19 protein-coding genes and 1 pseudogene are annotated in these 25827 nt (G+C 60.3%); 3 read left to right on the top strand and 17 right to left on the bottom strand.

Annotation, left to right across the window (positions count from 1 at the left end):
• Positions 1-7: 7 nt before the first annotated feature.
• The gene (locus tag ACYP2A_RS23935; RefSeq protein WP_459748417.1) at positions 8-1630 is read right to left on the bottom strand and encodes a methyl-accepting chemotaxis protein; all 1623 of its coding nucleotides are present in this window, start codon (positions 1628-1630) and stop codon (positions 8-10) included.
• Positions 1631-1944: 314 nt separating this feature from the next.
• Between ACYP2A_RS23935 and ACYP2A_RS23930 the strand changes: the two genes are divergently transcribed.
• Positions 1945-7554, top strand: a complete 5610-nt coding sequence (locus tag ACYP2A_RS23930) for an NEL-type E3 ubiquitin ligase domain-containing protein (RefSeq protein ID WP_459748416.1) — start codon at positions 1945-1947, stop codon at positions 7552-7554.
• Here the strand turns inward: ACYP2A_RS23930 and ACYP2A_RS23925 are convergent.
• Positions 7514-8251 carry a tellurite resistance TerB family protein gene (locus ACYP2A_RS23925; RefSeq protein ID WP_459748415.1) on the bottom strand — a complete coding sequence of 246 codons (738 nt, stop codon included), beginning with the start codon at positions 8249-8251 and terminating at the stop codon, positions 7514-7516. The genes ACYP2A_RS23930 and ACYP2A_RS23925 overlap by 41 nt on opposite strands.
• Positions 8252-8479: 228 nt before the next feature.
• On the opposite strand from ACYP2A_RS23925, the gene ACYP2A_RS23920 reads away from it, so the two are divergent.
• A complete protein-coding gene (locus ACYP2A_RS23920; protein WP_459748414.1) occupies positions 8480-9322 on the top strand; it encodes a beta-ketoacyl-[acyl-carrier-protein] synthase family protein in 843 nt (280 codons plus the stop codon).
• Between the two features lie 4 nt (positions 9323-9326).
• Here the strand turns inward: ACYP2A_RS23920 and ACYP2A_RS23915 are convergent, their stop codons facing one another.
• From ACYP2A_RS23915 to ACYP2A_RS23900, 4 genes are all read right to left on the bottom strand, one after another.
• The gene (locus ACYP2A_RS23915) at positions 9327-9650 is read right to left on the bottom strand and encodes a MerR family transcriptional regulator (protein WP_459748413.1); all 324 of its coding nucleotides are present in this window, start codon (positions 9648-9650) and stop codon (positions 9327-9329) included.
• 129 nt (positions 9651-9779) lie between these two features.
• Complete coding sequence (locus ACYP2A_RS23910; protein ID WP_459748412.1) at positions 9780-10886, bottom strand: NADH:flavin oxidoreductase/NADH oxidase; 1107 nt, start codon at positions 10884-10886, stop codon at positions 9780-9782.
• Positions 10887-10971: 85 nt separating this feature from the next.
• Positions 10972-12678: a single-stranded-DNA-specific exonuclease RecJ gene (gene recJ, locus ACYP2A_RS23905; RefSeq protein WP_459748411.1), complete on the bottom strand. Its 1707-nt coding sequence runs from the start codon at positions 12676-12678 to the stop codon at positions 10972-10974.
• Positions 12679-12711: 33 nt separating this feature from the next.
• A complete protein-coding gene (locus ACYP2A_RS23900; protein WP_459748410.1) occupies positions 12712-13254 on the bottom strand; it encodes a YaeQ family protein in 543 nt (180 codons plus the stop codon).
• A 240-nt stretch (positions 13255-13494) separates the two neighbouring features.
• Between ACYP2A_RS23900 and ACYP2A_RS23895 the strand changes: the two genes are divergently transcribed.
• Positions 13495-14331: a TIGR02285 family protein gene (locus ACYP2A_RS23895; RefSeq protein WP_459748748.1), complete on the top strand. Its 837-nt coding sequence runs from the start codon at positions 13495-13497 to the stop codon at positions 14329-14331.
• 87 nt (positions 14332-14418) lie between these two features.
• On the opposite strand, the gene ACYP2A_RS23890 is transcribed toward ACYP2A_RS23895, so the two are convergent.
• From ACYP2A_RS23890 to ffh, 11 genes and pseudogenes are all read right to left on the bottom strand, one after another.
• Complete coding sequence (locus tag ACYP2A_RS23890) at positions 14419-14715, bottom strand: DUF3509 domain-containing protein (RefSeq protein WP_459748409.1); 297 nt, start codon at positions 14713-14715, stop codon at positions 14419-14421.
• Positions 14716-14898: 183 nt separating this feature from the next.
• A pseudogene (locus tag ACYP2A_RS23885) lies at positions 14899-17085 on the bottom strand (transporter substrate-binding domain-containing protein); the annotation flags it as partial.
• Positions 17086-17268: 183 nt separating this feature from the next.
• Positions 17269-18678, bottom strand: a complete 1410-nt coding sequence (gene thrC / locus ACYP2A_RS23880; RefSeq protein WP_459748408.1) for a threonine synthase — start codon at positions 18676-18678, stop codon at positions 17269-17271.
• Positions 18679-18786: 108 nt separating this feature from the next.
• The gene (locus tag ACYP2A_RS23875; RefSeq protein WP_459748407.1) at positions 18787-20091 is read right to left on the bottom strand and encodes a homoserine dehydrogenase; all 1305 of its coding nucleotides are present in this window, start codon (positions 20089-20091) and stop codon (positions 18787-18789) included.
• An 80-nt stretch (positions 20092-20171) separates the two neighbouring features.
• Positions 20172-20912: a bifunctional protein-disulfide isomerase/oxidoreductase DsbC gene (gene dsbC, locus ACYP2A_RS23870; protein WP_459748406.1), complete on the bottom strand. Its 741-nt coding sequence runs from the start codon at positions 20910-20912 to the stop codon at positions 20172-20174.
• Between the two features lie 127 nt (positions 20913-21039).
• Positions 21040-21936: a site-specific tyrosine recombinase XerD gene (gene xerD / locus ACYP2A_RS23865; protein WP_459748405.1), complete on the bottom strand. Its 897-nt coding sequence runs from the start codon at positions 21934-21936 to the stop codon at positions 21040-21042.
• 117 nt (positions 21937-22053) lie between these two features.
• Positions 22054-22404 (bottom strand): 50S ribosomal protein L19, encoded by a 351-nt coding sequence (rplS, locus tag ACYP2A_RS23860; RefSeq protein WP_056835535.1) that lies wholly within the window; start codon positions 22402-22404, stop codon positions 22054-22056.
• 44 nt (positions 22405-22448) lie between these two features.
• Positions 22449-23159 carry a tRNA (guanosine(37)-N1)-methyltransferase TrmD gene (trmD, locus tag ACYP2A_RS23855; protein ID WP_459748747.1) on the bottom strand — a complete coding sequence of 237 codons (711 nt, stop codon included), beginning with the start codon at positions 23157-23159 and terminating at the stop codon, positions 22449-22451.
• Positions 23160-23201: 42 nt separating this feature from the next.
• Positions 23202-23741, bottom strand: coding sequence for a ribosome maturation factor RimM (gene rimM, locus ACYP2A_RS23850; protein ID WP_459748404.1), 540 nt, complete (start codon positions 23739-23741; stop codon positions 23202-23204).
• Between the two features lie 5 nt (positions 23742-23746).
• Positions 23747-24004 carry a 30S ribosomal protein S16 gene (rpsP, locus tag ACYP2A_RS23845; protein ID WP_459748403.1) on the bottom strand — a complete coding sequence of 86 codons (258 nt, stop codon included), beginning with the start codon at positions 24002-24004 and terminating at the stop codon, positions 23747-23749.
• Between the two features lie 287 nt (positions 24005-24291).
• Positions 24292-25671: a signal recognition particle protein gene (ffh, locus tag ACYP2A_RS23840; protein ID WP_459748402.1), complete on the bottom strand. Its 1380-nt coding sequence runs from the start codon at positions 25669-25671 to the stop codon at positions 24292-24294.
• Between the last annotated feature and the right edge of the window lie 156 nt (positions 25672-25827).

Raw genomic sequence — 25827 nt, 5'->3', positions numbered from 1 at the left:
GTCTGGCTCAGACCTTGAAGCGTGAGACGCCACTGCGCAGGCCAACCGCGACCTGGCTCAGCTCGTCGATGGCAAAACTGGCCTGGCGCAAGGACTCGACGGTCTGGCTGCTGGCATCGGCCAGTTGCACCAGCGCCTGATTGATCTGCTCGGCACCGGTGGCCTGGGCCTGCATGCCTTCGTTGACCATCAGTACGCGTGGCGCCAGAGCCTGCACCTGATGAATGATCTGCGACAGTTGCTCACCTACCTGAGTGACCTCGAACATGCCACGGCGCACTTCTTCGGAGAACTTGTCCATACCCATCACGCCGGCCGAGACCGCCGACTGAATCTCGCGGACCATCTGTTCGATGTCGTAGGTGGCGACAGCGGTCTGGTCGGCCAGACGCCGTACTTCGGTGGCTACCACGGCAAAACCACGGCCGTACTCACCGGCTTTTTCAGCCTCGATGGCGGCGTTGAGCGACAGCAGGTTGGTCTGGTCGGCCACTTTGACGATGGTCACTACCACCTGATTGATGTTGCCGGCTTTCTCGTTGAGGATCGCCAGCTTGGCATTGACCAGATTGGCCGCGCCCATGACCTGGTGCATGGTTTCTTCCATGCGCGCCAGGCCTTGCTGACCGGAACCGGCAAGGGTCGAGGCTTGATCGGCGGCGGAGGTGACCTCGGTCATGGTGCGCACCAGGTCCCGCGAGGTCGCGGCGATTTCGCGCGAGGTCGCGCCAATTTCGGTGGTGGTGGCAGCCGTTTCAGTGGCCGTGGCCTGTTGCTGCTTGGAGGTGGCGGCGATTTCGGTCACCGAGGTGGTGACCTGTACCGAGGAGCGCTGTGCCTGGGCGACCAGCGCGGTCAGCTCGGTGACCATGTCGTTGAAACCGGTCTGTACCACATTGAATTCGTCATTGCGCTCAAGGTTCAGGCGCTGGCTCAGGTCGCCGGTGCGCATGATCCCGAGGATTTCGACCAGCCGCTGCATGGGGGCGGTGATCGAGCGCATCAGCAACAGGCCACAGGCACCAGCCGCAAGAATCGCGATAAGCAACGAGACGATCATGCCGAGCTTGGCTGTGAATACGGCCTTGACGATGTTGTCGGTGGCCTGATCGGCCAGCTGCTTGTTGGACAGAATAATGTCGTTGAGTTGCTTGCGGCCCAGGCTCCAGACCGGATTGGCCTGTTCATAAAACTCGGACTTGGCCGTGGCATAGTCGCCGCGCTCGTAGGCAACATGCACCTCCTTGAGCAGGCGCGAATAGACCTCGCGCTGTTTCTCGAACTGCTGGAAGTTGACCTTGTCGGTATCGTCGAAGATCGAGCGCTTATAACCGTCGATCTGCTTTTGCAGGGCATCTTCAAAGCCCTGGAACTGGTCGCGCTCGGCCTGGGTCAACGCCCGGCCCTGCCCTTCGCCGATCAGCTCCAGGGTGCGGATGTAACTTTCGCCCCAGGCACTGCGCACCAGGGTGCTGTAGTAAACACCGGGCAAGGCGTCCAGGCGAACCTGCTCTTCGCTGGACTCGATCGACAGCAAGCGCGAATAGGACGCCACCACCATCAGCAACATGATCGCGATGATTACAGCAAAACTCGCCAGGATCCGTTGACGCAACGTCCAGTTCTTCACAGTCAGCCCTCAAGAGTTCAACACCGGCATGGCCGTGTTCAAGAAATGGACCGCATCAGGGCCCAGGCGGGCTGAGTATAGCCCAGCCATTAATTGATTAGCGTGTCGTCAGGCAAGTAATTGAAAAGACTCTGAATCAGCCAATTCAATGTTGAACCGCACAGTAGGAAAACCTCGAAGTGCCCTCGAAAGCAGGGGGCCTCTCGATTAAATACCCGTTCATACGCCGGTGTTACCTAGATAGTTAGCGCACCAAGAACAGCATCGGCTCGTACGCTCTGGCCACTCTTCAATGCCAAAAGGCGTGCGTGACCATGACCACCAATACCCAGGCGGCGGCCCCAATGACCGTCCCCGTACATTACGACCTCATCAAACAACGCAGCCCCGAGTGGCTGAGCCTGGCGCCAGCCGCCACCCATACGACACTGCGCAATGCCAGCCGGCAGTCGCTACCGTGGCTGGAACAGGCACGCAGCCGGATGCCTCACATCGTCGTCCAGCTGCAAAAGGCCTACGCCGAACACCGCCAGCACGCACTGCGCGTCCTGCCGATAATGGAGAAGCTGGGCACCCCGGAGAGCTTTTGCGAACCCTTGCTGACAGCGGCAATCACGGCAAAGTACAACCTGCCTGTCGATGTTCGACAGGCGTATTTTCTGCATGCCAGCCATGCGCAGGTGGATCAGTCTTTCCAGTCGGTATCCAAAGACCCTATCGTCCAGGCCAATAGGGCCCTGCGTCAGGCAACAAGGCCGTTGCTCAGTGCAGCCATGCAGAACTTTCAGAACGGCGATACGGCGACAGGAGCCATGGATCGTAGCCCTGCGCTCAAAGCCACGGTGTTTGCCAACCATCAGATTCTCGGCCCGCATATCACAGGAACTCCCCTGGCCATTCCCGCCCACGAATTCGCCACGCTGAGCCGCCACCTCGATCTGGGCGGCCGTTACCAGACTCATATCGACTCTCTGTTCAGCCCGCCAGACGACGCAGACGATCCCGCCATGCACTTCAAGGCATTCGAGAGTTCGGCACTGGAGATGCAAGTGCATATCGCCCTGCTCAAGGGGTTGATCGAGCCGGCCGATCATGCAGGCTTACTGCCCATTGTGCGCGGCCAGTGGTATTCCCGGCCCGGCCACCTGCCGGTAAAAAGCAACAGCCTGAGCCTGTGGGATGTCGAACTGCCCGGAATTGTGGTGATCGAGATAGGCGATCGGGTCATGGTGTACATCCCCGAAGACCCGGTGGCCCCCTTGCAAGCTTTCGCATCGTTTGAGGCGTTTCATGATGCCCTGCGCGAGCGGTTGTTCCGGCGCCGCTATATGGCGTTCTTCAATAGTCTGGTGCCCGCCCGCGAGCGTGACCGCATCGCGGCCAGGTTGCATGAGCGGTTGTATCCGCTGGTAAAGAAAGGTCGCTGGTTCGAACGCCAATGGCTCAGCGAAGAAGCGGACCCCAGTGCCAGCCTGTACCTGACCCGCAACCCGATGAGGCCGCCCCTCGCTGAAGCACTGTATCGACAGAAACTGGCCAGCATCCGCGACAATGCGCTGTTTCATGCCGTACCCAGCGCCGAGCAGGATCGCAAGAGTCATGAAGAACGTCTGGCCTATTGGCGCGACAAAGCGCTGCAGGCCTTGAATCTGGCAGCCTTTGCCGTACCGGCGCTCGGCGCGGTGATGATGGCGGTGACTGCCGTCCAACTGGTTCATGAGGTGTATGAAGGCATCGAAAGCTGGACGCACGACGAGCGCGAGCAAGCCATGGGTTATCTGTTCGATGTGGTGCAGAACATTGCCTTTATGGCAGCACTGGGAGCGGCTGGCGCACATGGCTCGCCGATTCCTGCTGTCGAATCGCCGCGCCTGGTCGAGACCCTCATGCCGGTCGAACTACCCAGCGGTCAGATGCGGTTGTGGAAGCCTGACCTGAAGCCGTTTGCCCACGACATCTTGCTACCCGCGACGCTCAAGCCCAACGAACTCGGTCTGTATGAGTTTCAGGGCAAGCAATGGCTGGCGCTGCAAGACCGTATCTACTCGGTCAAGACTGCCAGCAACGGCGATGGCCTGGTGATGCAGCACCCGGACAAGCAGAACGGCTATGAGCCGCCGTTACGCCACAACGGTGCCGGCGCCTGGCTGCATGTACTCGACAATCCCCGCCAGATGCACGGCCTGGACCTGCTGCGACGCCTGGGGTATAGCGCGCTGGCGTTTCCTGACGAAATGGCCGAACGGATTCTAAAGGTCAGCGACACCGGCGAAGGCGTCTTGCGCTACACCCTCACCGACCTGCAACGGCCGCCGGGCTTATTGGCCGATACCGCAGAACGCTTCAGCCTGGATCAGCAACTGGGGGTGCAAGGCGCGCGTGAAACCTTCGATGCCGCTTACCGATCCGGGCAGGTATCGCCCGTGGATGGCGTCGAACCCTTGCAGGCATTATTGCCCGTTCGACTGCCGAGGCGGGTCGCCGAGGAACTGCTGGCGAATGCGACCGACGCCGAGCGGGTAAGCCTGATCAAGAGCAACAAGCTGCCGACACGCCTCGCCGAGGAAGCCAGGATTTACCGGCAGCAGGTGCGTCTGAGCCGCGCCTATGAAGGGCTGTACCTGGAATCGGTGCATAACCCCGACACCGACATGCTGATCCTGCACAGCCTCGAGGGATTGCCGGGCTGGTCAACCGAGGTGCGTCTGGAGGTCCGTGAGGGGCATTTCAATGGGACGTTGCGTGACAGCATCGGCCTGAAGGATGCCCCGACCCGCAAGGTACTGGTCAGAGGTGAAGGCGGCTATGAAGCCTATGACGCCGAGGGCTTGCACCTGTGTGGCCGAAGCGACCTGTACGCCGCCGTTCTGCATGCCTTGCCCGATGCCGAGCGTGGCGCACTGGGTTTTCCCAAAACCGGCCAGAAGGCTGACCTGCAACGCGCTATTCAGGCACAACCGATGTTACGCAGGCACCTGCGCGATGTGCTGGGCATGACGGTGGTCAGACCAGCGTTCAGATCGCCAATGCGCCTGGCCGATGGCCGCATTGGTTATCCCATGAGTGGGCGTATCCGGCCCGACTGGGCATTCACCCGCGACAGCCTGCTCGACAAGCTGCGCCTGCTGGAACTCGAAGATGCCTACCCGGACCAGATCCTTGATCGGTTGTCGGCGAGCGGATTGAGCAATCAGGCAATCGACGAACGACTCAACGCACTTCTGCACGAGCAGCAGACCCTGCGCGCCAGCATGGCTCTGTGGGCTGACGGAGCCAGTTCGATACCGCTCATGGATACGACCCGTCTCGCCGCTCGCACGCACATCGGCGAAGCCATCTGGCGCCACTGGAACCTGAACAATCTGCCCGAAATCGGTCGCAACCTGGAGCCTCTGCAACTGTCTTCGATTGCTCTGGAGGATTTTCCCGGTCAACTGCCGGACTTCTTTTATCAACGGGTCACCGGGTTGCACCTCAATGGCGTAACCACCTATTCGAGTACCGCCCAATCACTGGGCGTCCGAATGCTCGACCTTGAGGTTCTGGAGCGCTTCCTGACGCATTTCAGCAACACCCGGGTCTTCACGATGCGTCAGGAAACAGGAAGCCCCGCCCTGTGGAGTTCCACCAACCTGCCGCGCTCTATCGCGCGCGCCTTGCCGGGCCTGACCGACCTGTCGCTGATCAATCAGCAGCTCTTGCTCGATCAAACCCAGATCGGTACGTTCAGATCCCTGCGCAATCTGCGTAATCTGGACCTGAGCGGTAGCCAGTTCAATCCGATTCTGCCGCTGAGCCTGGAGGGCCTGAACCTTGAGCGCCTGGTGCTGGAGCGCACTGGGTTGAGCCGCTGGCCCACCTGGCTCGACAACATGATACCGGGCACCCTGCGTCAAGTGTCACTGGCCAATAATCGCCTGACCGGGCTGCCCGACAGCATCATGAATAACCGCACTGGCCTGGACGGTCAAACCGTCATCGATTTGCGTGGCAACCCGCTGTCGGTCGGCACCGTACTGCGTGCACGCCTGGATGAGCTGCTGCCGGACCTGTCGTTGAGCGTGCTCGTCGATACACCGCCCGCCCTGGCTGTCAATCTGGGTATTCAGATGGCCGAGCGCAATGTGCTGGTCGAAGCCATCGACGCCTGGACCGAAGCGTCCAGCTCGCAGATGCCTTTGAACGAACAGACGATTGCCGGGCGCCGGCGTATAGGCCAGGCCCTGCTCGCACACTGGAATGCGTATGCGCGAGGTGAAACACAGACGCCACTACGGCTTGACTCGGTGGATCTGGCCGACTTCCCAAGACGCCTGCCGGCCTTGTTTTATACGCGCATTCGCGCGTTACATATCAACCAGGCCAGGGGCACCGGCGAGCAACTCAATGATCTGCTCAAGCGTTTCATAAGCCTGACCACCGTGCATCTGGAGGGGCCAATGACACCGTTGCTCGAACCGCCGGTGGCGCTTGCCGGGCTACCGATGCTCACGACCCTGAACCTGATCGATCAGGGCGTGCTGATCGACCAGCGCTGGATAGACTTTTTTGCCCGACTGCGGCTGCTGGAACATCTGGAACTGGATAACAATCGTCTAGGCGTCATACAGGATGTCTCAGCGCTGGAGCGTCTCAACCTGCGTTGGCTGTCACTGAGCAATACCGGACTCGACCACTGGCCGCAATGGGTGCTCGACCTGCTGCCCGAGCCTCTGGAAACCCTGATTCTGGATAACAACCAGTTGACTGTGATTCCTGATGAGCTGCTGGCCAACCCGCGCCGCTCCTGGGGGCATAGTGAGATCAGCCTGCGCGGTAACCCGCTGCTACACGATGTCATGCAACGCGCACATACCTCGCAGCATTACGGGCGTTCTTACGCGTTCGATATTGATCTGCCGCAAGACATCCTCGACATCACCTGGCATGAGATCCATGACTCGGACACCAGCATGAGTGACTCCGACAGTTCGTTGCACACGCATAGCCCGGCGACAACGTCCAGCGAGGAGGAGATCAGCGTCGAGCCCTGGCTGCACGCCACGATGGCCAATGCCGAAACCCGGCGTGCTACCTGGCAGCAACTTGAAGCGGGAAGCGACGGGCAAAACCTGCTGGGCATGATCGGCTATTTGCAGCGCAGTGCTGACTACCGTATGCCCAATAGCCGTACGCAGTTGATCGAACGTGTGTGGCGCCTGCTCGATGTCGCCGCACAAGACCCTCAATTGCTTACCACCTTCAATGCCATTGCCGAAGATCCGTTACGTATGGCAAGAAATGAAGAGACCTGTCCTGACGGCGTCATGCTGGAGTTCAACCAGATGGAAGTCATGGTGTTCACCCGGCAGTCGCTACTGGACCTGCCGACCGTTTCCAGGGGCAGCGCCCTGCTGAGTCTCACCCAGCGGTTGTACCGCCTCCATGAACTGGATCGCATTGCCCGTGAACGGGCCGGTACTCGCGACGAGGCCGAAGTTCGCCTGGCCTACCGCTTGCGTTGGGCCCAGGTCCTTGACCTGCCGGTACCGCCGGAGCGCATGCTGTATCAGGTAGAAGCCCGTTTGCGCCCCGGCGAGCTGGACTCGGCCCTGACTCAGGTACAGGCCGGCGAACGTGGCGAGTCGTTTCTGAATTACGCCACGACTCAAGAGCCATGGACACAGTACCTGCGCGAACACTATGCACCGCGCTTTCAGGCTCTGGAGCAAGCCTACCGGGACAATCTGACGCAACTGACCGAACGCTTCGATGAGAACAGCCTGAGCCTGAGCAGCCCGGAGTTCGAAGCGTCGGCACGTGAGCTGCAACGGCGGTGGCTGGATGACCAGCAGGAGCTGATCAAGACGCTGACCACCGAGCAGACCATCAGTCAGTCCAGCCTCACTGCGCCTGACGCACCTGAGCCTCCAGCTCACTCTTGAGTCCGGGGGCCAGATTCAACTGGCGGGCCAGCTCTTCGAGATAGGCACGCTCCATGAAATGCTCCTGGTCGACCAGAATCAGGCTGGCGATGTACATCTCGGCAGCCATTTCCGGAGTGCGCGCCGCACGGGCTACCTCGGCCGGGTCGAGCGGCTTGTCCAGCTCGGCATGCAGCCATTGCTGGAACTGCTGATCGTTGTCGAGTTTAACGAACTCGCCTTCGATCAGTTGCCGCTCACGATCATCGACATGACCGTCAGCCTTTGCCGCTGCCACCAGAGCGCGCAAGATTGCCTGGCTGTGCTCTTCGGCCTGGTCGTCGGGCAAGCGATCGATAGTCTGCGGCTCGCGCTGGCCGGCTTGTCCCTGGCTGGCTTGCCAATTGTTGTAGGCCTTGTAGGCGATCACGCCCAATGCCACCAGGCCGCCATAGGTCAGCACCTTGCCGCCCATGCCGCGCGAGCCCTTGCCCTTGAGCAGACTCATCGCACCCGCCGCCAGCGCACCGCCGCCCGCTCCCGATAACAGGCCACCCAGACCACCTGCGGACGACTTGCCGCCGCCCAGCAGGCTGCCCAGGCTACCGGCCAGCCCGCTGTTGCCCGGACTGCGCTTACCCGGTTTGCCGCTGACCTTGTCCTGCAGGATCTGCTGGCCCGATTTAAGCAATTGATCGAGTAAACCGCGCGTATTCATGTAAATGCCCTCAAACCTGACGTTGACTGGATGTGCAACTGACCAGAAAACCGGATCGAAGTCCCTCGTGGCGCCTGAACGTGTGATTCCGGATATTTCAGAGTTTCGATATTCAGCCTCTCGACCGATAGCCAGCACACGTCCTGAAAAGCCTGCTGTTCGTTGACTCTCCCCCACAGGGGAGACTTTAGACTGTTGCACGACAGGCCAACGCCACAAGAGTCCGACATGCACAAAACCGATGTAGTAGTGACCGGCTACGGCCTGGTTGCTCCAGGCGTACTGGATGCCAGAGGGCTGTTCGCCCTGCTCGGCGCACAAGGTTCATGCACGCGTGAGCATTCGGGTCCGATCGAAGCCGAGCAATGGCAGGTCATTCATGACGCCTTGCCCGCCCCGACAAACGATCAGTCCAGGCGCAATACGCTGATCCGCTATGTCGCCGGCCAGGCACTGGCTCAGGCAGGCCTGAACATGGATGAGTACGTCTCGACCCATTCGGCCCCTAGCGCGACCAGCACCCTGGCCATCGGCAATGCTTATCGGGCGATTGCCAACGGTGAAATCGACCTGGCCTTGTGCGGCGGCATCGAACAACTGCCTGGCGAAGGTGCTGCGCTGATGGTACTGGAGTCGGCCAGCCATGCCCGACGCCGCGGGGCACGTGCATTGGGGCGGGTGCTGGGCTTTGCCGCAGGAACCCATTATGCGCAGTGCATGCAGGCCGCACTGGACGATGCCCGACTGGGCGCGCACCAGATCTGTCACGTCAACCTGCACGGCCCGGGCGACCCGAATGAAGTCCGCGCAGTCAAACAACTGTTCGGCGCCAACCTGCATGAAATGACGTTCACCGCCAACCCGCTGACGGCAGGCAGCGGCGTTATCGAAACGGTGCTGTCCTTGATGAGCCTGCAACTGGGCGTACTGCTGCCCACGCGCAATCACACGCCAGAAAAAGCCGGGCTCAACTTTCCGCTCAGCCTGGTGCAACAGCCTGTCGAGGCAATGCTGTCGAACTGGTTCGGTGTTGAAGGGGTCAATGGTTCGCTGATATTGGGCAGGGCGTGAACCGTCAAGGCATCAGGCTTTGCTCGAACGCCAACAAGCCATTGTGCATGCTCTGTAACTGCTGAATCTGTTCGTTCAGTTCCTGCTTCTTGGCGGCGATGGCCTGGCGGGCCTGCTCCTGATGCCCTTCCAGAATGGCCTGCATTTCCTTGAGCCGGAAACCCAGTTGCTGAACATCTTTGATACAGGTCAGACGCTCGATGGTCTGTTGGTCGTAGACCCGGTATTTGCCCTCGCGCCTGGGCGGGGGTAACAAACCGATGGCCTCGTAATGACGAATGGATTTGATCGTAGTCCCCGATAACCGGGCTGCTGTACCGATGAACATGCCTGCTCCTTTCCCTGACATCACGTCCCTTAAATTTCGGGAGGTCATCCGTGATGATGCTGGCCAATTGTTACACAGGCCATCGCAGGAAAGTAACAAGGGCAGAGATCTGCCCTTGTCAGCTGTGTATCAGTCGCGCAGGTCGGACTCGTGAATGGGCTGGTCGCGGTGAGTTGCGCGTTGATATTGCGCGGGCCAGACGGACTGGCGACTGCCCAGATCGTCGTCGGCATGCAGCGCCCAGTACGGATCACGCAGCAGTTCACGAGCCAGCAGGATGATGTCGGCCTGGCCGGTGCGCAGGATGTGTTCGGCCTGGGCAGGTTCGGTGATCATCCCCACGGTGCCGGTGGCGATGTCCGACTCTTTGCGGATGCGCTCGGCGAAGCGGGTCTGATAGCCAGGCCCCACCGGAATTTCGGCATGCACCGAGGTGCCGCCGGAGGAGACGTCGATCAGATCGGCGCCCAGCGCCTTGAGGCGGCGCGCCAGTTCTACGGTTTCGTCCGGATTCCAGCCATCCTCGACCCAGTCGGTGGCCGACACGCGTACAAACAGCGGTAACTCGACAGGCCAGACATCGCGCACTGCAGCGGTGACCTGCAAGGCCAGGCGAATACGGTTTTCGAACGAGCCGCCATAAAGGTCGGTGCGCCGATTGCTCAACGGCGACAGAAATTGATGCAGCAGGTAACCATGTGCCGCATGCACTTCGACCACCTTGAAGCCGGCCTTCAATGCTCGCCGGGTCGCGGCAACGAAGGCTTCGACCACTTCCTGAATATCGTTTTCGCCTAGCGGCTGCGGAACGCTGTGCTCGGGGTCGAAAGCAATCGCCGACGGGCCGCGCGGGGTCCAGCCGCCCTCTTCGATCGGCACGTTGCCATGCTTGCCCAGCCACGGCCGCCAAGTGCTGGCCTTGCGTCCGGCATGCGCCAGCTGGATCGCCGGCACCGCACCCTGGGCGGTAATGAAACGGGTGATGCGTTGCAGGGGCTCGATCTGATCGTCATTCCACAGACCCAGGTCTTGCGGGGTAATGCGCCCGTCGGCGGTAACCGCCGTCGCTTCGGTAAAAATCAGCCCGGCGCCACCCACGGCGCGGCTGCCCAGGTGGACCAGATGCCAGTCGTTGGCCAGCCCGTCGACGCTGGAGTACTGGCACATCGGCGAGACGGCAATACGGTTAGGCAGTTTCAGGTGGCGCAGGGTATAGGGTTCTAGCAGCAGACTCATGGCGACCTCGCAAATTGACAGTCAGGACGGCGGCTCTTGCTTTTTCTAATCAGAGCCTAGTCGACAATTTGCAGACGCACAGGGTTCAACGCGGCGCAATATGCGTCACCAGCAACTGCACGGTTTCGTTACCGCGAAACTCGTTGAGATCCAGCCGGTAAGCCAGTTCGACCCAACGGATATTGGGGTCGGGCCAGACCTCGCGATCGACGCCAAAGGCAATGCCGTCCAGACGCACGCTGCCGCATTCGGTCTTGAGCACCATCTTGAGGTGGCGCTCGCCCACCACCCGCTGCTCGATCAGTTGAAACACGCCATGAAACAGCGGCTCGGGAAAATGCTGCCCCCAGGGACCGGCATTGCGCAGGGCGCGGGCCAGCTCCAGGTGAAACTCCTCGACGGCCAGGGTGCCGTCGGACAACAGCCGGCCGGTCAGGTCTTCTTCGCTGAGCTGGCGACGCACTTCAAGGTCGAAGGCTTCGGTGAAAGCACGGAGATTGGCTTCGGGCAACGACAGCCCGGCGGCCATGGCGTGCCCGCCGAACTTGCTGATCAGATCAGGATGACGGGCCGCCACCGCGTCCAGCGCGTCACGAATATGAAACCCCGGCACCGAACGGGCCGACCCCTTGAGCAGACCGTCGCCAGCACTGGCAAAGGCAATCGCCGGACGGTGGTAACGCTCTTTGAGGCGCGATGCCAGGATGCCGATTACGCCCTGGTGCCAGTCTGGCTCGAACAGGCACAAGCCGAACGGCATGGACTCCAGGGGCAGATCCTGAAGCTGTGCCAGGGCTTCGCGCTGCATGCCCTGCTCGATGCTTTTGCGATCCTGGTTCAACTCGTCCAGTTGCACGGCCATTTCCCGCGCCAGCAGCGGGTCATCGCACAGCAGGCATTCGATGCCCAGGCTCATGTCGTCCAGACGCCCGGCAGCGTTCAGGCGTGGGCCCAGGATGAAACCCAGATCAGTTGAAGTGATGCGCGACGGATCGCGGCGTGCCACTTCAAGAATCGCGCGCAGGCCAGGCCGGGCACGGCCAGCCCGAATGCGCATCAGACCCTGATGCACCAGAATGCGGTTGTTGGCATCCAGCGGCACCACGTCGGCCACGCTGCCCAATGCCACCAGGTCGAGCAACTCGCCCAGGTTCGGCGGTTTCTGCTCGAACCAGCCCAGCTCGGTCAAGCGCGCGCGCAGGGCAATCAGCACATAGAAGATGACCCCGACCCCGGCCAGCGACTTGCTCGGGAACGTGCAGCCCGGCTGGTTGGGATTGACGATTGCGTCGGCCGCCGGCAGCTCGTGACCCGGCAAGTGGTGGTCGGTGACCAACACCTTGAGCCCCGCCGCCCTGGCTGCCGCCACGCCCTCGACACTGGAAATGCCATTGTCGACAGTCATCAGCAGATGCGGCGTGCGCTTCAAAGCCACAGCGACGATTTCCGGGGTCAGGCCATAGCCATATTCAAATCGGTTGGGCACCAGATAATCGACGTGCGCGGCGCCCAGCAACCGCAACCCCAATACACCGACCGTGCTGGCCGTGGCGCCATCGGCATCGAAGTCACCGACGATGAGGATACGCTGGCGCTGCTGGAGCGCCTCGACCAGCAGATCGACCGCTGCTTCGATGCCTTTTAGCTGCTGATAAGGAATCAGCCGCGCCAGGCCCTTGTCCAGTTCATCGACCGAGGAGACCCCGCGGGAGGCATACAAGCGGGTCAGCAAGGGCGGCAGGTCGCCGAGCAACGGCAAAGGATCGGGCAGAGGACGGTGTTCGATGCGCATAAGCGTTTTGGGGTCTCGTAGGGGGCTAGCTGATTAATCGCGTTCGCCGGTCAGCCACTGCAGCTGCACTTCGTGCTGGCCACGGTCGTCGGTGACGAAGATCGTACCGTCGCTGATCATCACATCCCACTTGATAACGCGTGGCATGTCCTTGGACAGAATATCCAGCGCCTCTTGTGGCACCGCCGCAATGTGGACGTTTTTCAGGTTTTTCGCGACCGGCACGACTTTGCCTTCCCACACACGCAGGCTGCCATAGGCCAACAGGCTGGTGCGCTCGGTACGCCGCGAGCACCAGGTCAGGCGGTCGGCATCGGGCTGACCGACTTCGATCCAGTGCAGCACGCGGTCATCCAGACTTTTTTCCCACAACGCCGGTTCGTCTACTTCAGACAGACCACGACCGAACGCCAGTTGCTCGTTGTACCAAAGGGCATACGCCAGCAAGCGCACAGTCATGCGCTCTTCGGTTTCGGAAGGGTGACGGGCGATGGTCTGCTTGACGCTTTCGTAGACGCTACGGTCCAGATCGGTCAGGTTGAGTTCGAATTTGTATGTCGTCGACGGCTGAGCCATGAACAGGCTTCCAGAACAGGAGAAAGCCGGCAAGTCTACCCGATGCAGGCCCCGGCAGGTTACGGATGGCTGACGAGCGATGATTTCGCCAGCATTTGTTGCGGCCAAGGGCCATAAGCCCGGAAAATCCGCTAGTGTAAGCAAGCTTGCCGATGCTCTTTGAATCACTTTGCATGAGGAAGAATTCGACGTATGTGTTTTCGTGCCTCACTCCTTGCAAGCCTGCGTCTGGCTAGCGGCCTGCTGGCCCTGACACTTTGGGCCATGCCCGCCACCGGCCAGGCCAGGGAGACGTTGATCTGGCTGATGCGCGACATGGCACCTGTGACTATTTTCTCCGGCCCCGACCAGGGCCAGGGTGCCATCGACCGGCTGATGCCGCTGCTGATCGCGCACATGCCGGAGTACGACCATGTGCTGATGCGCGTTAACCGAGCCCGTGGCATGCAAATGCTCAATGAGCCGAGCTTCACCTGTGACCCGACCCTGCTGTGGACGGCCGAGCGGGCGAAAAAAATCGTGTTTTCCATTCCAACCTATGCAGTGTTCAGCAATGGCCTGATCGTGCGCAAGGATGACCTGGCGCTGTTTACCCCTTTTATTGCTGATCGGCACATTGACCTGCAAGCACTGCTGGCCAGCAAGACCGTAAAGATTGGCGTGGTGGCCGAGCGCAGCTATGGCCCGGTCATCGACAACCTCCTCAAACAGACCGCGCCAGACGAACTGAACCTGCACTATGGCAACGATGCGATTGGCAGCCTCTTGCAGATGCAGCGGCTGGGACGCTTGCAGGCGATGATCAGCTATTGGCCCGAAGCGCGCTATCAGGCGCAGTTGCAGGGTATTCGCGAAAGCGAGTTGATCTTTCTGCCGGTCAAGGACAACCCCAAGTACCAGTTCACCCACATCGGTTGTTCGGACACTGAGCAGGGCCGTCAGGCCATGGACATCATCAACCGGGAAATGCGCGTGCTGCGTGAAGAATATCTGGTGGGCTTCTACGCCCAGTGGCTGGACGACAAGAAGCGCGCAGAATACCTGGAGGACGCCAAGACCTTCTTTATCGACAAATGATTTTCTGTCGTGCAAAAGAAACCCCGAACAGCGGAGATTGCCATTCGGGGGTTGGCCTTGGCTTTTGGCGTCAGCGTTACAGAAAAACTACAGAAAGGCGGATGAAGCCGAAAACGCACGCTGGGCAGCAGCATGGCGCATGGCTGCGATCATGCAAGGCTCAATACGCCCCTCGACGACCAACAGATCGCGATGCAGACCGTCGACGACATCGGTCAACTGAAACTTGTCGCGCAACTGATCGGCGCTGAAGCGGCGTTCGATCACGGTGACACCGACAGCATTCTTCAGGGTTACCAGACGTTCGCCTTTGGAGCCGGCAGGACCGAGACTGACCTGATACGGTGATAGCGCTTCATTTAGCAGCAAGCTGATATTTTCCATCTGGATCACCACTCAACAGGTTGAATGCAAAGGTGCTTATCAATGACCTGCGCCCGGACTGGAAAGTTCTGACAACCGGGCGTAAAGCAGGCAATGCTCTATAAATCGAGCATGCCTATGGAATGTGACAGAGAGAAAACCACAACGCAATTGGCAATTATTTCAGCGCCCGGCCATCCAGGCCTGCAGCGCTTCGGAAGGAACCTTGCCCTGCCGTCGATCCTGCTCGAACTCAAGCTCCAGCAGGTCGATTATCGCCTCCAGACGGGCGCTTAACTGATGGTTCATATCGCTTACCAGCGTGGCATGGGCGGCTTCGGCCTGATTGAGCCGCTCTTGCAGGCGCTTGTGCCCTGTATTGTCGACCCAGCCCCCCAACAGCCCCTGCAACTGCCCTTCAGCACTGAAGAACGGCACGCTCCACTGACTGACCTCAATGGGATGACCGGCGTATTCCAGCACCCGTTCGGCAAACACTGGCTGGCCACTTTCAAGCAGTTGCAGGTAATCGTCATGCGCCTGCCTGGCCAATGGGCCAGGCAGCAAGTCGACATCGATCAGGCGGCGCCCGAGCAAATGTTCGATGCTGACACCCAGACACGTCTCATAATGGCGATTGCATGACAGCAAACGGCCCTGCAGATCGCGCACATAAAGGGGCATGGGGATGCCATCGAGTAACGCACGCCTGAAAGCCAACTGGTCATTGAGCAATACCTCGGCATTGTGCCGCAGGCGGGTTTGCACCTTGAGCCGGCTGTGCCAGGCCAGCGACACCAGCCCCAACAGCAGCACCAGCGTCACACTCCATAGCACCCATGGCGGAACCCGACTCCACAGTGATGGTTGCGGTGATTTCGCCCCCAGCCACTTCATACGAATCGAGCGCATTTCAGCCACCGGAAACTCCTCCAGGGCCTTGTTGAGGATGCTCAGCAGCTCTGGTTGCGATTTGATCACCGAAAAGCGATCCGGCGACCATTTGCCATCCACGCTGCGCCCGACCTTGAGCTTGCCGGGCGCAAACAGCCAGGCGCCGGCCTCATTCTGCAGGGTGACGTCGGCCTGGCCGCTTTCTACCAGTTGGCGAGCCTGGGCATAGGTGTCGACCAGATGCAGTTGAATGGCCGGATACTGGCGGCGAATTTCACTTTCAAGCGCATGCCGGGCCGGCAAGGCCAGCACACGCCCGTTCAGATCGGCCAGGCTGTCGGGCGAAGCCTGGTCGGCACGGACCACGAACACCCAATGATTGCCGCCAAAGGAATAGGTGAAGTTGAGAAACTGCTTGCGCTCGGCATTTTCGGCCAGCGTGCTGTTCATGTCGGCCTGACCACGGCGCAACAGATCCAGGCTGGCCTGGGTGGAAATCACGGGTTTGTAGACGAACTGCAAGCCGGTCATGCGCGAAATCCGCGACAGCACATCGACATTGAGCCCCACCCAGTGCCCGTGTTTGTCGCGGTAGATATACGGCGGGTGTTCGCTGGTTGCGACGCTTACCAGTGGATGCTTGGCCTGCCAGAGCCGCTCGGCGCGACTCAAGGTGATGCGCTGGCCGGCAACCTCGGCATTAAGCCCCAGAGTCCAGCGCCTTAATACTTCACGCACCAGCGCCGGCTCCAGGCTGGTCAGTGCCTGATCGACCAGCCCGCGCAGGTGTTGATCACTGGCGCGCAGGGCAAAGGCAAATCCTGTCGGTGGCAGCGAACCTTCGAACACGACCCGCAGGTCCAGATAGGGACGCATGGCCAGATAGGAACCTACAACGACTTCGTTGCCGATAAAGACATCCACTTCCTGCTGGAGCAAGGCCTCCATGGCGCTGTACAGCGTCGGCGCCAGGATAATTTCGCTGTCGGGGTAGGTTTGATGAGTCACCTGCGGGTCGGCATAGCCCTCAAGCAGGGCGATTTTCTTGCCGGCCAGCCCCTGTGGCGGCACCAGTTGCTTGCCATGGGCAACCACGACGGTCCGGTCGGGCAGGTACTGCCGGGAGAACACAAGGCCCGCTTCACCCCGATCAAAGCCATTGGCGCTGGTCAGCAGATCGATGCTGCCATCGCGCAAGGCTTCAATCGCATCTTCGCGCTGGGCAAAGCCCACCAGTTGCACAGGGGTGTCCAGCTTGAGGCTGACCAGGCCCAGGTAATCGGCACTGACGCCCTGATAGCGGTTACCGTCGGTGGTGATGTCGATGGGCTCGTTATCGGCGATGGCAATGCCGACCCGCAGCGGGGTGTACCGGCTGAGCCTTTGCCGGTCGGCATCGGACAGCGGCAAAGCGGTGGTGCTCTCGAAGGGCGCCCCCAGCGTAAATGCCAGGCTTTGCGCAGCCGTCGCCGGTTGCACGAACACCATCATGAGCATCAAGGACAGCAACCACCGGACCTGCGCTTTCGCAGCCAGGAGGGTCTTGCTGAGAGGACTTTGCCTGCTTGCCTGTTTCACTGCCACACACTCTTCCGAAACCATTCAACCGGCAGAGTTTGGCATGCGCAAACAAGAAGGCCCGCCAGATGGCGGGCCTCAAGTTGTTACACGACGATACCGTTAAAGCGGTTTGCCGCGGTTGCCGTGCTGACCGACGAAGGCCTGTACGGCTTTGAGGTCATTTGGCAGAACCGTGCAGCGCTCTTCACGCTCGAATAAATCAGAAAGATGTGCAGGTAGCACAAGCTCTTTTCCTACACCGGCCTTCTCCACTGCCTCAGGGAATTTGACCGGATGCGCAGTTCCAAGCACCACCATCGGGATGTCCAGGCTGCGACGGCACTCGCGTGCGGCCTTCACACCGATGGCAGTGTGCGGGTCAAGCACTTCGCCAGTGCGGGCAAAAACTTCGGCGATGGTTGCGCAGGTTTGCTCGTCGTCAACAGCCAGCGAGTCGAATAGCTTGCGGGTTTCGGTCCAGCGATCCTGATCGACGCTGAAACCGCCACCTTGCTTGAAGTTGTCCATCAGCTCGGCGATGGCTGTGCCATTGCGGCCGTGCATGTCGAACAGCAGGCGCTCGAAGTTCGACGACACCATGATGTCCATCGACGGCGACAGGGTCGCGTGCAGGGTTTCCTTGACGTACTGATTGCCGCTCATGAAGCGGTGCAGGATGTCGTTGCGGTTGGTGGCGACGATCAACTGGTTGATCGGCAGGCCCATGTTGCGCGCCAGGTAGCCGGCGAAGATGTCGCCGAAGTTGCCGGTCGGCACCGAGAACGACACCGAACGGGCCGGGCCACCGAGCTGCAGGGCGGCGTGGAAGTAGTAGACGATCTGGGCCATGATCCGCGCCCAGTTGATCGAGTTGACCGCCACCAGACGTGTGCCCTTGAGGAAGCCCTGGTCGGCGAAGCTGGCCTTGACCATTTCCTGGCAGTCGTCGAAGTTGCCTTCGATGGCGATGTTGTGGATGTTGTCGCCCTTGATGGTGGTCATCTGGCGGCGCTGAACATCGGAGACGCGCTTGTTCGGGTGCAGGATGAAGATGTCGACGTTGTCGCAACGACGGCAGCCTTCGATGGCCGCAGAGCCTGTATCGCCGGAAGTCGCGCCGATGATGACCACGCGCTCGCCGCGTTTGGCCAGCACGTGGTCGAGCAGGCGGCCGAGCAGTTGCAGGGCGAAGTCCTTGAACGCCAGGGTCGGGCCGTGGAACAGCTCCAGCACCCACTCGTTGCTGTCGAGCTGACGCAGCGGAGCGACCGCGCTATGGGCGAACACGCCGTAGGTTTCTTCAAGGATTTTCTTGAAGTCGGCATCGCTGATGCTGCCGGCCACGAAGGGGCGCATCACCCGGAAAGCCAGCTCGTGATACGGCAGGCCGGCCCAGGAAGCGATTTCTTCCTGGGTGAAACGTGGCAGGTTTTCCGGTACGTACAGGCCACCGTCGCTGGCGAGACCGGCGAGCAGCACATCTTCGAAGTTCAACGCCGGCGCTTGGCCACGAGTACTGATATAACGCATTTTTTCAAACCTTCGGTTTTTTGAGCTGCAAGCTGCAAGCTATAAGCCGCAAGTAAAGGCACGGTGGCGCTCGACTTGTGGCTTGCCGCTAAAAGCTTGCCGCTGCTCTTAGTTTAGGTGTTCGACGCGGATGCGAACGACCGGGCCCACGACATCCTGCAAGGCTTCCAGCGCCTGGATGGCATCATTGATACGCTGCTCGACGACACGGTGGGTCAGCAGGATCATCGGCACCAGGCCATCCTGCTCTTCAACCTCTTTCTGCATGATCGATTCGATATTGATGCCGCGCTCGGACAGGATGCTCGCCACCTGAGCCAGCACACCAGGATGGTCCTTGCCCTGAATGCGCAGGTAGTAGGCACTTTCGCAGGCTTCGATCGGCAGAATCGGGTGCGCAGACAGTGAGTCGGGCTGGAAGGCCAGGTGCGGCACGCGGTTGGTCGGGTCCGAGGTCATGGCGCGAACCACGTCCACCAGGTCGGCGATTACCGAGGAAGCGGTCGGCTCCATGCCGGCGCCAGCGCCGTAGAACAGGGTCGAACCCGAGGCATCGCCATTGACCATCACGGCGTTCATCACGCCATTGACGTTGGCGATCAGGCGGTCGGCCGGGATCAGGGTCGGGTGCACGCGCAACTCGATGCCCTGCACGGTGCTGCGTGCCACGCCCAGGTGCTTGATGCGATAGCCCAGCGCTTCGGCGTAGTTGACGTCGGCCGTGGTCAGTCTGGTGATGCCTTCGGTGTAGGCCTTGTCGAACTGCAGCGGAATACCAAAGGCGATGGACGCCAGAATGGTCAGCTTGTGCGCGGCATCGATGCCCTCGACGTCGAAGGTCGGGTCGGCTTCGGCGTAACCCAGCGCCTGGGCTTCGGCCAGAACATCCGGAAAGGTGCGGCCTTTTTCGCGCATCTCGGTAAGGATGAAGTTGCCGGTACCGTTGATGATGCCCGCCACCCAGTTGATACGGTTGGCCGACAGGCCTTCACGGATCGCCTTGATCACCGGAATGCCACCCGCTACGGCCGCCTCGAACGCAACGATCACGCCCTTCTCGCGGGCACGGGCGAAGATTTCATTGCCATGCACGGCAATCAGCGCCTTGTTGGCAGTGACCACGTGCTTGCCGTTGTCGATGGCCTTGAGCACCAGCTCACGGGCGATGGTGTAGCCGCCGATCAGTTCGACGACCACATCGATCTCAGGGTTGCTGGCCACCTCGAATACGTCCGTGGTGGTAGCAATACCGGTAATCTGGCAGTTGGGGTTGGGTGTACGAACGGCAATCTGCGCGACTTCGATGCCACGCCCGGCACGGCGGGCAATCTCCTCGGCGTTGCGCTGAAGTACGTTGAAGGTACCGCCACCGACGGTACCCAGCCCACAAATGCCTACTTTGACCGGTTTCACTGATGAACTCCCCATAGAACAGCCGCCCTGAGGACGGCCGCGAAAAAACAGCTGCACGCGACCATGCAGCTAAAAATTGATTATTTGGCGCCCAGCGCCAGTTTGGCGACTTGAGCGGCTGGCTGGTAGCCCGGAATTACCTGACCGTCGGCCAGAACAATGGCCGGTGTGCCGTTGACACCGATCGACTGACCGATCTGGAACTGCTTGCTCACCGGGTTATCGCACTTGGCGGCCTTGATGTCCTTGCCTTCGACCATCTGGTCCATCGCCGCCTTGCGGTCCTTGGAACACCAGACGGCCTGCAACTGCTGGTCGCCCGGCGAGCCCAGGCCCTGACGCGGGAAGGCCACGTAGCGCACTTCGACGCCCAGTTTGTTCAACTGGCCGACTTCTTCGTGCAGCTTGTGGCAGTACGGGCAGGTGGTGTCGGTAAACACGGTGATATGCGACTTGGTTGCACCCACAGCCGGGTAAATGACCATGTCACCTGGGGCGATGGCATTGATGGTCTTGGCGATTGCCAGGCGTTCGGTTTTCTCGGTCAGGTTGACCGGCTTGCCGTCCTGAATCTGAAACAGGTAGCCCTGCACCACAAACTGGCCGTCGGCGCTGGCATACAGCACGCGACCGCCCTTGAGTTTGACTTCGTACAAGCCGTTGAGCGGGCTCGAAGCGATGCTTTCGACCGGCAGTTCGAGTTCGAGGGTATCGAGGGTCTTGCGGATGGCCTGCTCAGCGCCGGCATCGGCCTGGGCAACCAGGCTGAAAGTACTGGCCAGCGCGACAACGATGGCTGCAAAAAAAGAAGGAATGCGCATGAAAACTCCTGGGACGACGGACAAAGCCGAGGCCTTGCTACGTTGTAGCACCTGCCTCGCTCTGTGAAACCGGCAAAGACTATCACATAAGCCCGTCAACACGGACCCGGACTGTCGGGCGTTTTGCTCAACCGCGCGGATGATGGCTGGCATGCAGCTCCTGCAGGCGCGCACGGGCAATATGGGTGTAGATCTGGGTGGTCGACAGATCGCTGTGGCCCAGCAGCATCTGTACCACGCGCAAGTCGGCGCCATGGTTGAGCAGATGAGTGGCAAAGGCATGGCGCAGGGTATGCGGCGACAGGGATTTGCCGATGCCGGCCACCATTGCGTGCTGCTTGATACGGTGCCAGAAGGTCTGGCGGGTCATCTGCTCGCCACGCAGACTGGGAAACAGCACATCGCTGGGCCGCCCATTAAGCAACTCGTCACGCGCACCGCGCAGGTAACGCTCGATCCAGACGATTGCCTCTTCGCCCATCGGCACCAGCCGCTCCTTGCTGCCTTTGCCCATGACCCGCACCACGCCCTGGCGCAGGTTGACCTGCTCCAGGGTCAGGCCGACCAGCTCGGTCACGCGCAGGCCACAGGCATACAGCACCTCAAGCATGGCGCGGTCGCGCTCGCCAATCGCGGCACTCAGGTCGGGGGCTGCCAACAAAGCTTCGACATCGGCTTCGGAAAGGGATTTGGGCAGCGGCTTGCCGAGTTGCGGCATATCGACCTGTAAGGTGGGGTCGATGGCAATCAGCTTCTCGCGCAGCAAATAACGATAAAAGCCACGCAGCCCGGAGATCAGGCGCGCCGTAGAACGCGGCTTGTAGGCGTGCTCAACGCGCCAGGCCAGGTGATCGAGAATGGCCTCACGACTGGCCTCGGGCAGGTGTACACCGCGCTCGTGCAGCCAGCCATTGAACAGCGTCAAATCGCTGCGGTAAGACTCGCGGGTGTTGTCGGACAGGCCCTTCTCCAGCCACAGGGCATCGAGAAAGTGGTCGATCAGCGGATGATCCAGGGCAGACATTACAGCTCGATTACAATGAACAGAGCGCAAAACCTACTACAAGCGATCCATCGAAGGAACGCCAGATAGCAAAAAAGCAGCCCGAAGGCTGCTTTTTTCATGCATCGAAAAACTGTATCAGGACAGTTTTTCTTTGATGCGTGCTGCTTTACCGGACAGGTCGCGCAGGTAGTACAGCTTGGCCTTGCGAACGTCGCCGCGACGCTTGACAGCCAGGCTGTCGATTTGCGGGCTGTAGGTCTGGAAAGTACGCTCTACGCCAACGCCGCTGGAGATTTTACGAACAGTGAAAGCACTGTTCACACCGCGGTTACGCTTGGCGATTACGACGCCTTCGAAAGCCTGCAGACGTGCACGATCGCCTTCCTTCACTTTTACCTGAACGACAACGGTGTCGCCCGGTGCAAAGGTCGGGATTTCTTTCTGCATCTGCTCTGCTTCGAGGGCGAGAATGATTTTGTTGGTCATACTATGCTCCTAAGGGTGATCCTCCCGGATCAGCCATCGATACGTTAACTATCGTCCCGCTCGCGGATGTATTCCGCCAGCAGCTTTTTCTCTTCTCCAGAAAGTGAGCGACTTTCCAGAAGATCGGCTCGTCGTTCGTAGGTCCTTCCGAGGGACTGCTGCAAACGCCAACGCCGGATATGTGCGTGATTGCCACTGAGCAACACGTCGGGTACACGCTGATCCGCATACACCTCAGGTCGGGTGTAGTGCGGGCAATCAAGCAGACCGTCGGTAAAAGAGTCTTCTTCCGCCGAGTCTACATGCCCTAAAGCTCCAGGCAGCAGCCGTGTAACCGCATCGATCAGCACCATCGCCGGAAGCTCACCTCCGGACAGGACATAGTCACCAATCGACCACTCTTCATCAACATGCGCTTCAATGAAACGCTCATCAATGCCTTCATAACGACCGGCAATGAGAATAAGTGCACTCTCTGTTACCAACTCGCGTACCGCCGACTGATCCAGCCTGCGGCCTTGCGGTGACAGGTAAATTACCTTGGCCGCCTCCCCTGCTGCCTGCCTGGCCTGAACCAGAGCATCTTCCAGAGGCTTGATCTTCATCACCATGCCGGGGCCGCCACCGAAGGGGCGATCGTCTACTGTGTGATGCCGATCCGTGGTGTAGTCCCGCGGATTCCAACAGGTCAGCTGCATCAGCCCCTGTTTCACCGCACGGCTGGTTATGCCGTATTCGCTGATGGCGGAAAACATCTCCGGGAACAGCGTAATGACCTCTATGCGCAAATTGGCCACTTAGAAGTCCGCGTCCCAGTCCACCTTCATCTCGCCGGCTTCCAGATCGACTGCCAGCACGCAATGCTCCGTATAGGGCAACAGGCGCTCGCGATCATCCAGGCTGCCCGCGCAGGGCTTGACCACAATTACATCGTTCGAACCGGTTTCGAGCAGGTGATCGATCTTGCCGAGCAATTGCCCCTGCGTGTCGATGACCTTCAGGCCTTCAAGCTGGTACCAGTAGTACTCGCCATCGTCCAGATCGGGGAACAGGCTGCGCGGCACACAGATTTCACAACCGGACAGAAGACGGGCTTCGTCGCGATCGTTGAGACCTTTGAGCGTTGCGACCAGGAACTTGCCTTGCAAGCGTCCACTGACCAGTTCTACCTGTTTTTCCACACGCCCTTCGCGCCGAAGCGTCCAGGTCCCGTAGTCCAGCAGGTTATCAATCGGATCCGTAAAGGAATAAACCTTCACTTCGCCGCGAACGCCATGAACCGAGAAAATCTTGCCAATGACGATCAGACCGTCGGCAGATGCAGGCGTCGCGTTCATAAGGTTCAGGCCGCAGCCTTGGCCTTGTTGTGCTCTTTCAGCAACTGAGCTACGCGCTCGGAAGTCTGTGCACCAACGCCCAGCCAGTAGTTCAGGCGTTCTTCGTTAATGGACAGACGGATTTCCTGGCCACGAGCGATCGGGTTGAAGAAGCCGATCTGTTCCTTGTGGGAACCGTCGCGTGGGTTACGGCTGTCGGTAACGGCCAAGTGGTAAAACGGGCGCTTTTTGGAGCCGCCAAGGGCAAGACGGATGGTTAGCATTGAACATCGTTCCTGTTAGTCGGTGCTGCAAATCTAAGGTGCACAGCGGGCACGGGTGCCCGAAAGGCCGCATATTCTCAAGGAATATCCTGACTAATGCAAATGACTTTTTCCTGCAGGCATTTGCTGCGCCCGACGATTTGCCAAGGTCCGACCGTCGGTGACGGCCGGGAGAGCTGCCCGAAGGCAGAGTGCGCAAGGTCCCCCTCGCACATTGAACGAGCGCAGCCGGTGCCGCGCTCAGGATCGGACGGACTGTCGACCCGGCAACGCCGGATCGACATCCTTTACATCTTCGGCATACCGCCGCCACCCGGCATCATGCCGCCCAGGCCGCGCATCATCTTGGCCATGCCGCCTTTGGTGGAGAATTTCTTCATCATTTTCTGCATCTGCTTGTGCTGCTTGATCAGACGCCCGATGTCCTGGACCTGCGTCCCCGAACCCTGTGCGATACGGCGTTTGCGCGAACCGCTGATCAGGTCAGGGTCGCGGCGCTCGGCCGGGGTCATGGAACCGATGATCGCTTCCATCTGCTTGAACTGCTTCTCGGCCGCGCCCTGGGCGTTGCCCATTTGCGAGAGGTTCATGCCGCCGATGCTTGGCAGCTTGTCCATCAAACCGCCCAGGCCACCCATGTTTTTCATCTGTTGCAACTGGTCGCGGAAATCTTCGAGATCAAAGCCCTTGCCCTTCTTGAGTTTCTTGGCAAGCTTGTCGGCCTTGTCCCGGTCCAGCGTCTGCTCGGCCTGCTCGATAAGGCTGAGCACGTCGCCCATGCCCAGAATACGCGAGGCGATACGGTCGGGGTGAAAGGGCTCCAGCGCCTCGCTTTTCTCGCCCATACCGATGAATTTGATCGGTTTGCCGGTAATCGCTCGCACCGACAGCGCCGCACCGCCACGGGCATCGCCGTCGACCTTGGTGAGGATCACACCGGTCAGCGGCAGCGCATCACCGAAGGCCTTGGCGGTGTTGGCCGCGTCCTGACCGGTCATGGCGTCGACCACGAACAGGGTTTCGACCGGCTTGACGGCCGCGTGCAGCGCCTGGATCTCGGTCATCATCTCGGCGTCGATGTGCAGACGACCGGCGGTGTCGACGATCACGACATCGATGAATTTCAGTTTTGCTTCGCGGATGGCCGCCTGGGCGATGTCGACCGGCTTCTGGCTGATATCGGACGGGAAGAAGGTGACGCCCAGATCGTTGGCCAGCGTTTCGAGCTGTTTGATCGCTGCCGGACGGTAAACGTCGGCCGAGACCACCATCACGGTCTTTTTCTTGCGCTCTTTAAGGAAGCGCGCCAGCTTGCCGGCCGTGGTGGTTTTACCCGCACCCTGCAGACCGGCCATCAGTACGACGGCAGGCGGAGCAACATTGAGGACCAGATCTTCGTTGGCCGCGCCCATCAGGCTTTCGAGTTCGGCCTGGACGATCTTCACGAACGCCTGGCCAGGCGTCAGGCTGCGCGACACTTCAGTGCCGACGGCGCGCTCCTTGATGCTGTTGACGAAGTCCTTGACCACCGGCAACGCGACGTCGGCTTCAAGCAAGGCCATGCGCACTTCGCGCAGCGTTTCCTTGATGTTGTCTTCGGTCAGCTTGGCCTTGCCAGTGACATGGCGCAGCGTCTGCGAAAGGCGGTCGGTAAGGTTTTCAAACATGCGCGATCCTTTAAGGCTCTGGTCGACCCGGTGGGTGCGGCCCCGCCGCGATAGAGACAAGTGGCCCACGGCGAGCCCGCGGCCTGTAACAGGGCAGCGATTATAGCCGAGACTCCGGCGCACGGACACCAGCACCGCAAAGACCGCCTCTGCACT

The organism is Pseudomonas sp. 3A(2025), from assembly GCF_054589175.1.
Note: the sequence above shows the minus strand (reverse complement) of the source record. Positions and strands in the feature narration are given on the sequence as shown.

Excerpts from the sequence above, each read along its gene's own strand:
- ACYP2A_RS23930 (WP_459748416.1), top strand. The coding sequence starts at position 1,945 with ATGACCACCAATACCCAGGCGGCGGCCCCAATGACCGTCCCCGTACAT.
- ACYP2A_RS23925 (WP_459748415.1), bottom strand. The coding sequence starts at position 8,251 with ATGAATACGCGCGGTTTACTCGATCAATTGCTTAAATCGGGCCAGCAG.
- ACYP2A_RS23920 (WP_459748414.1), top strand. The coding sequence starts at position 8,480 with ATGCACAAAACCGATGTAGTAGTGACCGGCTACGGCCTGGTTGCTCCA.
- ACYP2A_RS23915 (WP_459748413.1), bottom strand. The coding sequence starts at position 9,650 with ATGTTCATCGGTACAGCAGCCCGGTTATCGGGGACTACGATCAAATCC.
- ACYP2A_RS23910 (WP_459748412.1), bottom strand. The coding sequence starts at position 10,886 with ATGAGTCTGCTGCTAGAACCCTATACCCTGCGCCACCTGAAACTGCCT.
- recJ (WP_459748411.1), bottom strand. The coding sequence starts at position 12,678 with ATGCGCATCGAACACCGTCCTCTGCCCGATCCTTTGCCGTTGCTCGGC.
- ACYP2A_RS23900 (WP_459748410.1), bottom strand. The coding sequence starts at position 13,254 with ATGGCTCAGCCGTCGACGACATACAAATTCGAACTCAACCTGACCGAT.
- ACYP2A_RS23890 (WP_459748409.1), bottom strand. The coding sequence starts at position 14,715 with ATGGAAAATATCAGCTTGCTGCTAAATGAAGCGCTATCACCGTATCAG.
- thrC (WP_459748408.1), bottom strand. The coding sequence starts at position 18,678 with ATGCGTTATATCAGTACTCGTGGCCAAGCGCCGGCGTTGAACTTCGAA.
- dsbC (WP_459748406.1), bottom strand. The coding sequence starts at position 20,912 with ATGCGCATTCCTTCTTTTTTTGCAGCCATCGTTGTCGCGCTGGCCAGT.
- xerD (WP_459748405.1), bottom strand. The coding sequence starts at position 21,936 with ATGTCTGCCCTGGATCATCCGCTGATCGACCACTTTCTCGATGCCCTG.
- rplS (WP_056835535.1), bottom strand. The coding sequence starts at position 22,404 with ATGACCAACAAAATCATTCTCGCCCTCGAAGCAGAGCAGATGCAGAAA.
- trmD (WP_459748747.1), bottom strand. The coding sequence starts at position 23,159 with ATGTTTTCCGCCATCAGCGAATACGGCATAACCAGCCGTGCGGTGAAA.
- rimM (WP_459748404.1), bottom strand. The coding sequence starts at position 23,741 with ATGAACGCGACGCCTGCATCTGCCGACGGTCTGATCGTCATTGGCAAG.
- rpsP (WP_459748403.1), bottom strand. The coding sequence starts at position 24,004 with ATGCTAACCATCCGTCTTGCCCTTGGCGGCTCCAAAAAGCGCCCGTTT.
- ffh (WP_459748402.1), bottom strand. The coding sequence starts at position 25,671 with ATGTTTGAAAACCTTACCGACCGCCTTTCGCAGACGCTGCGCCATGTC.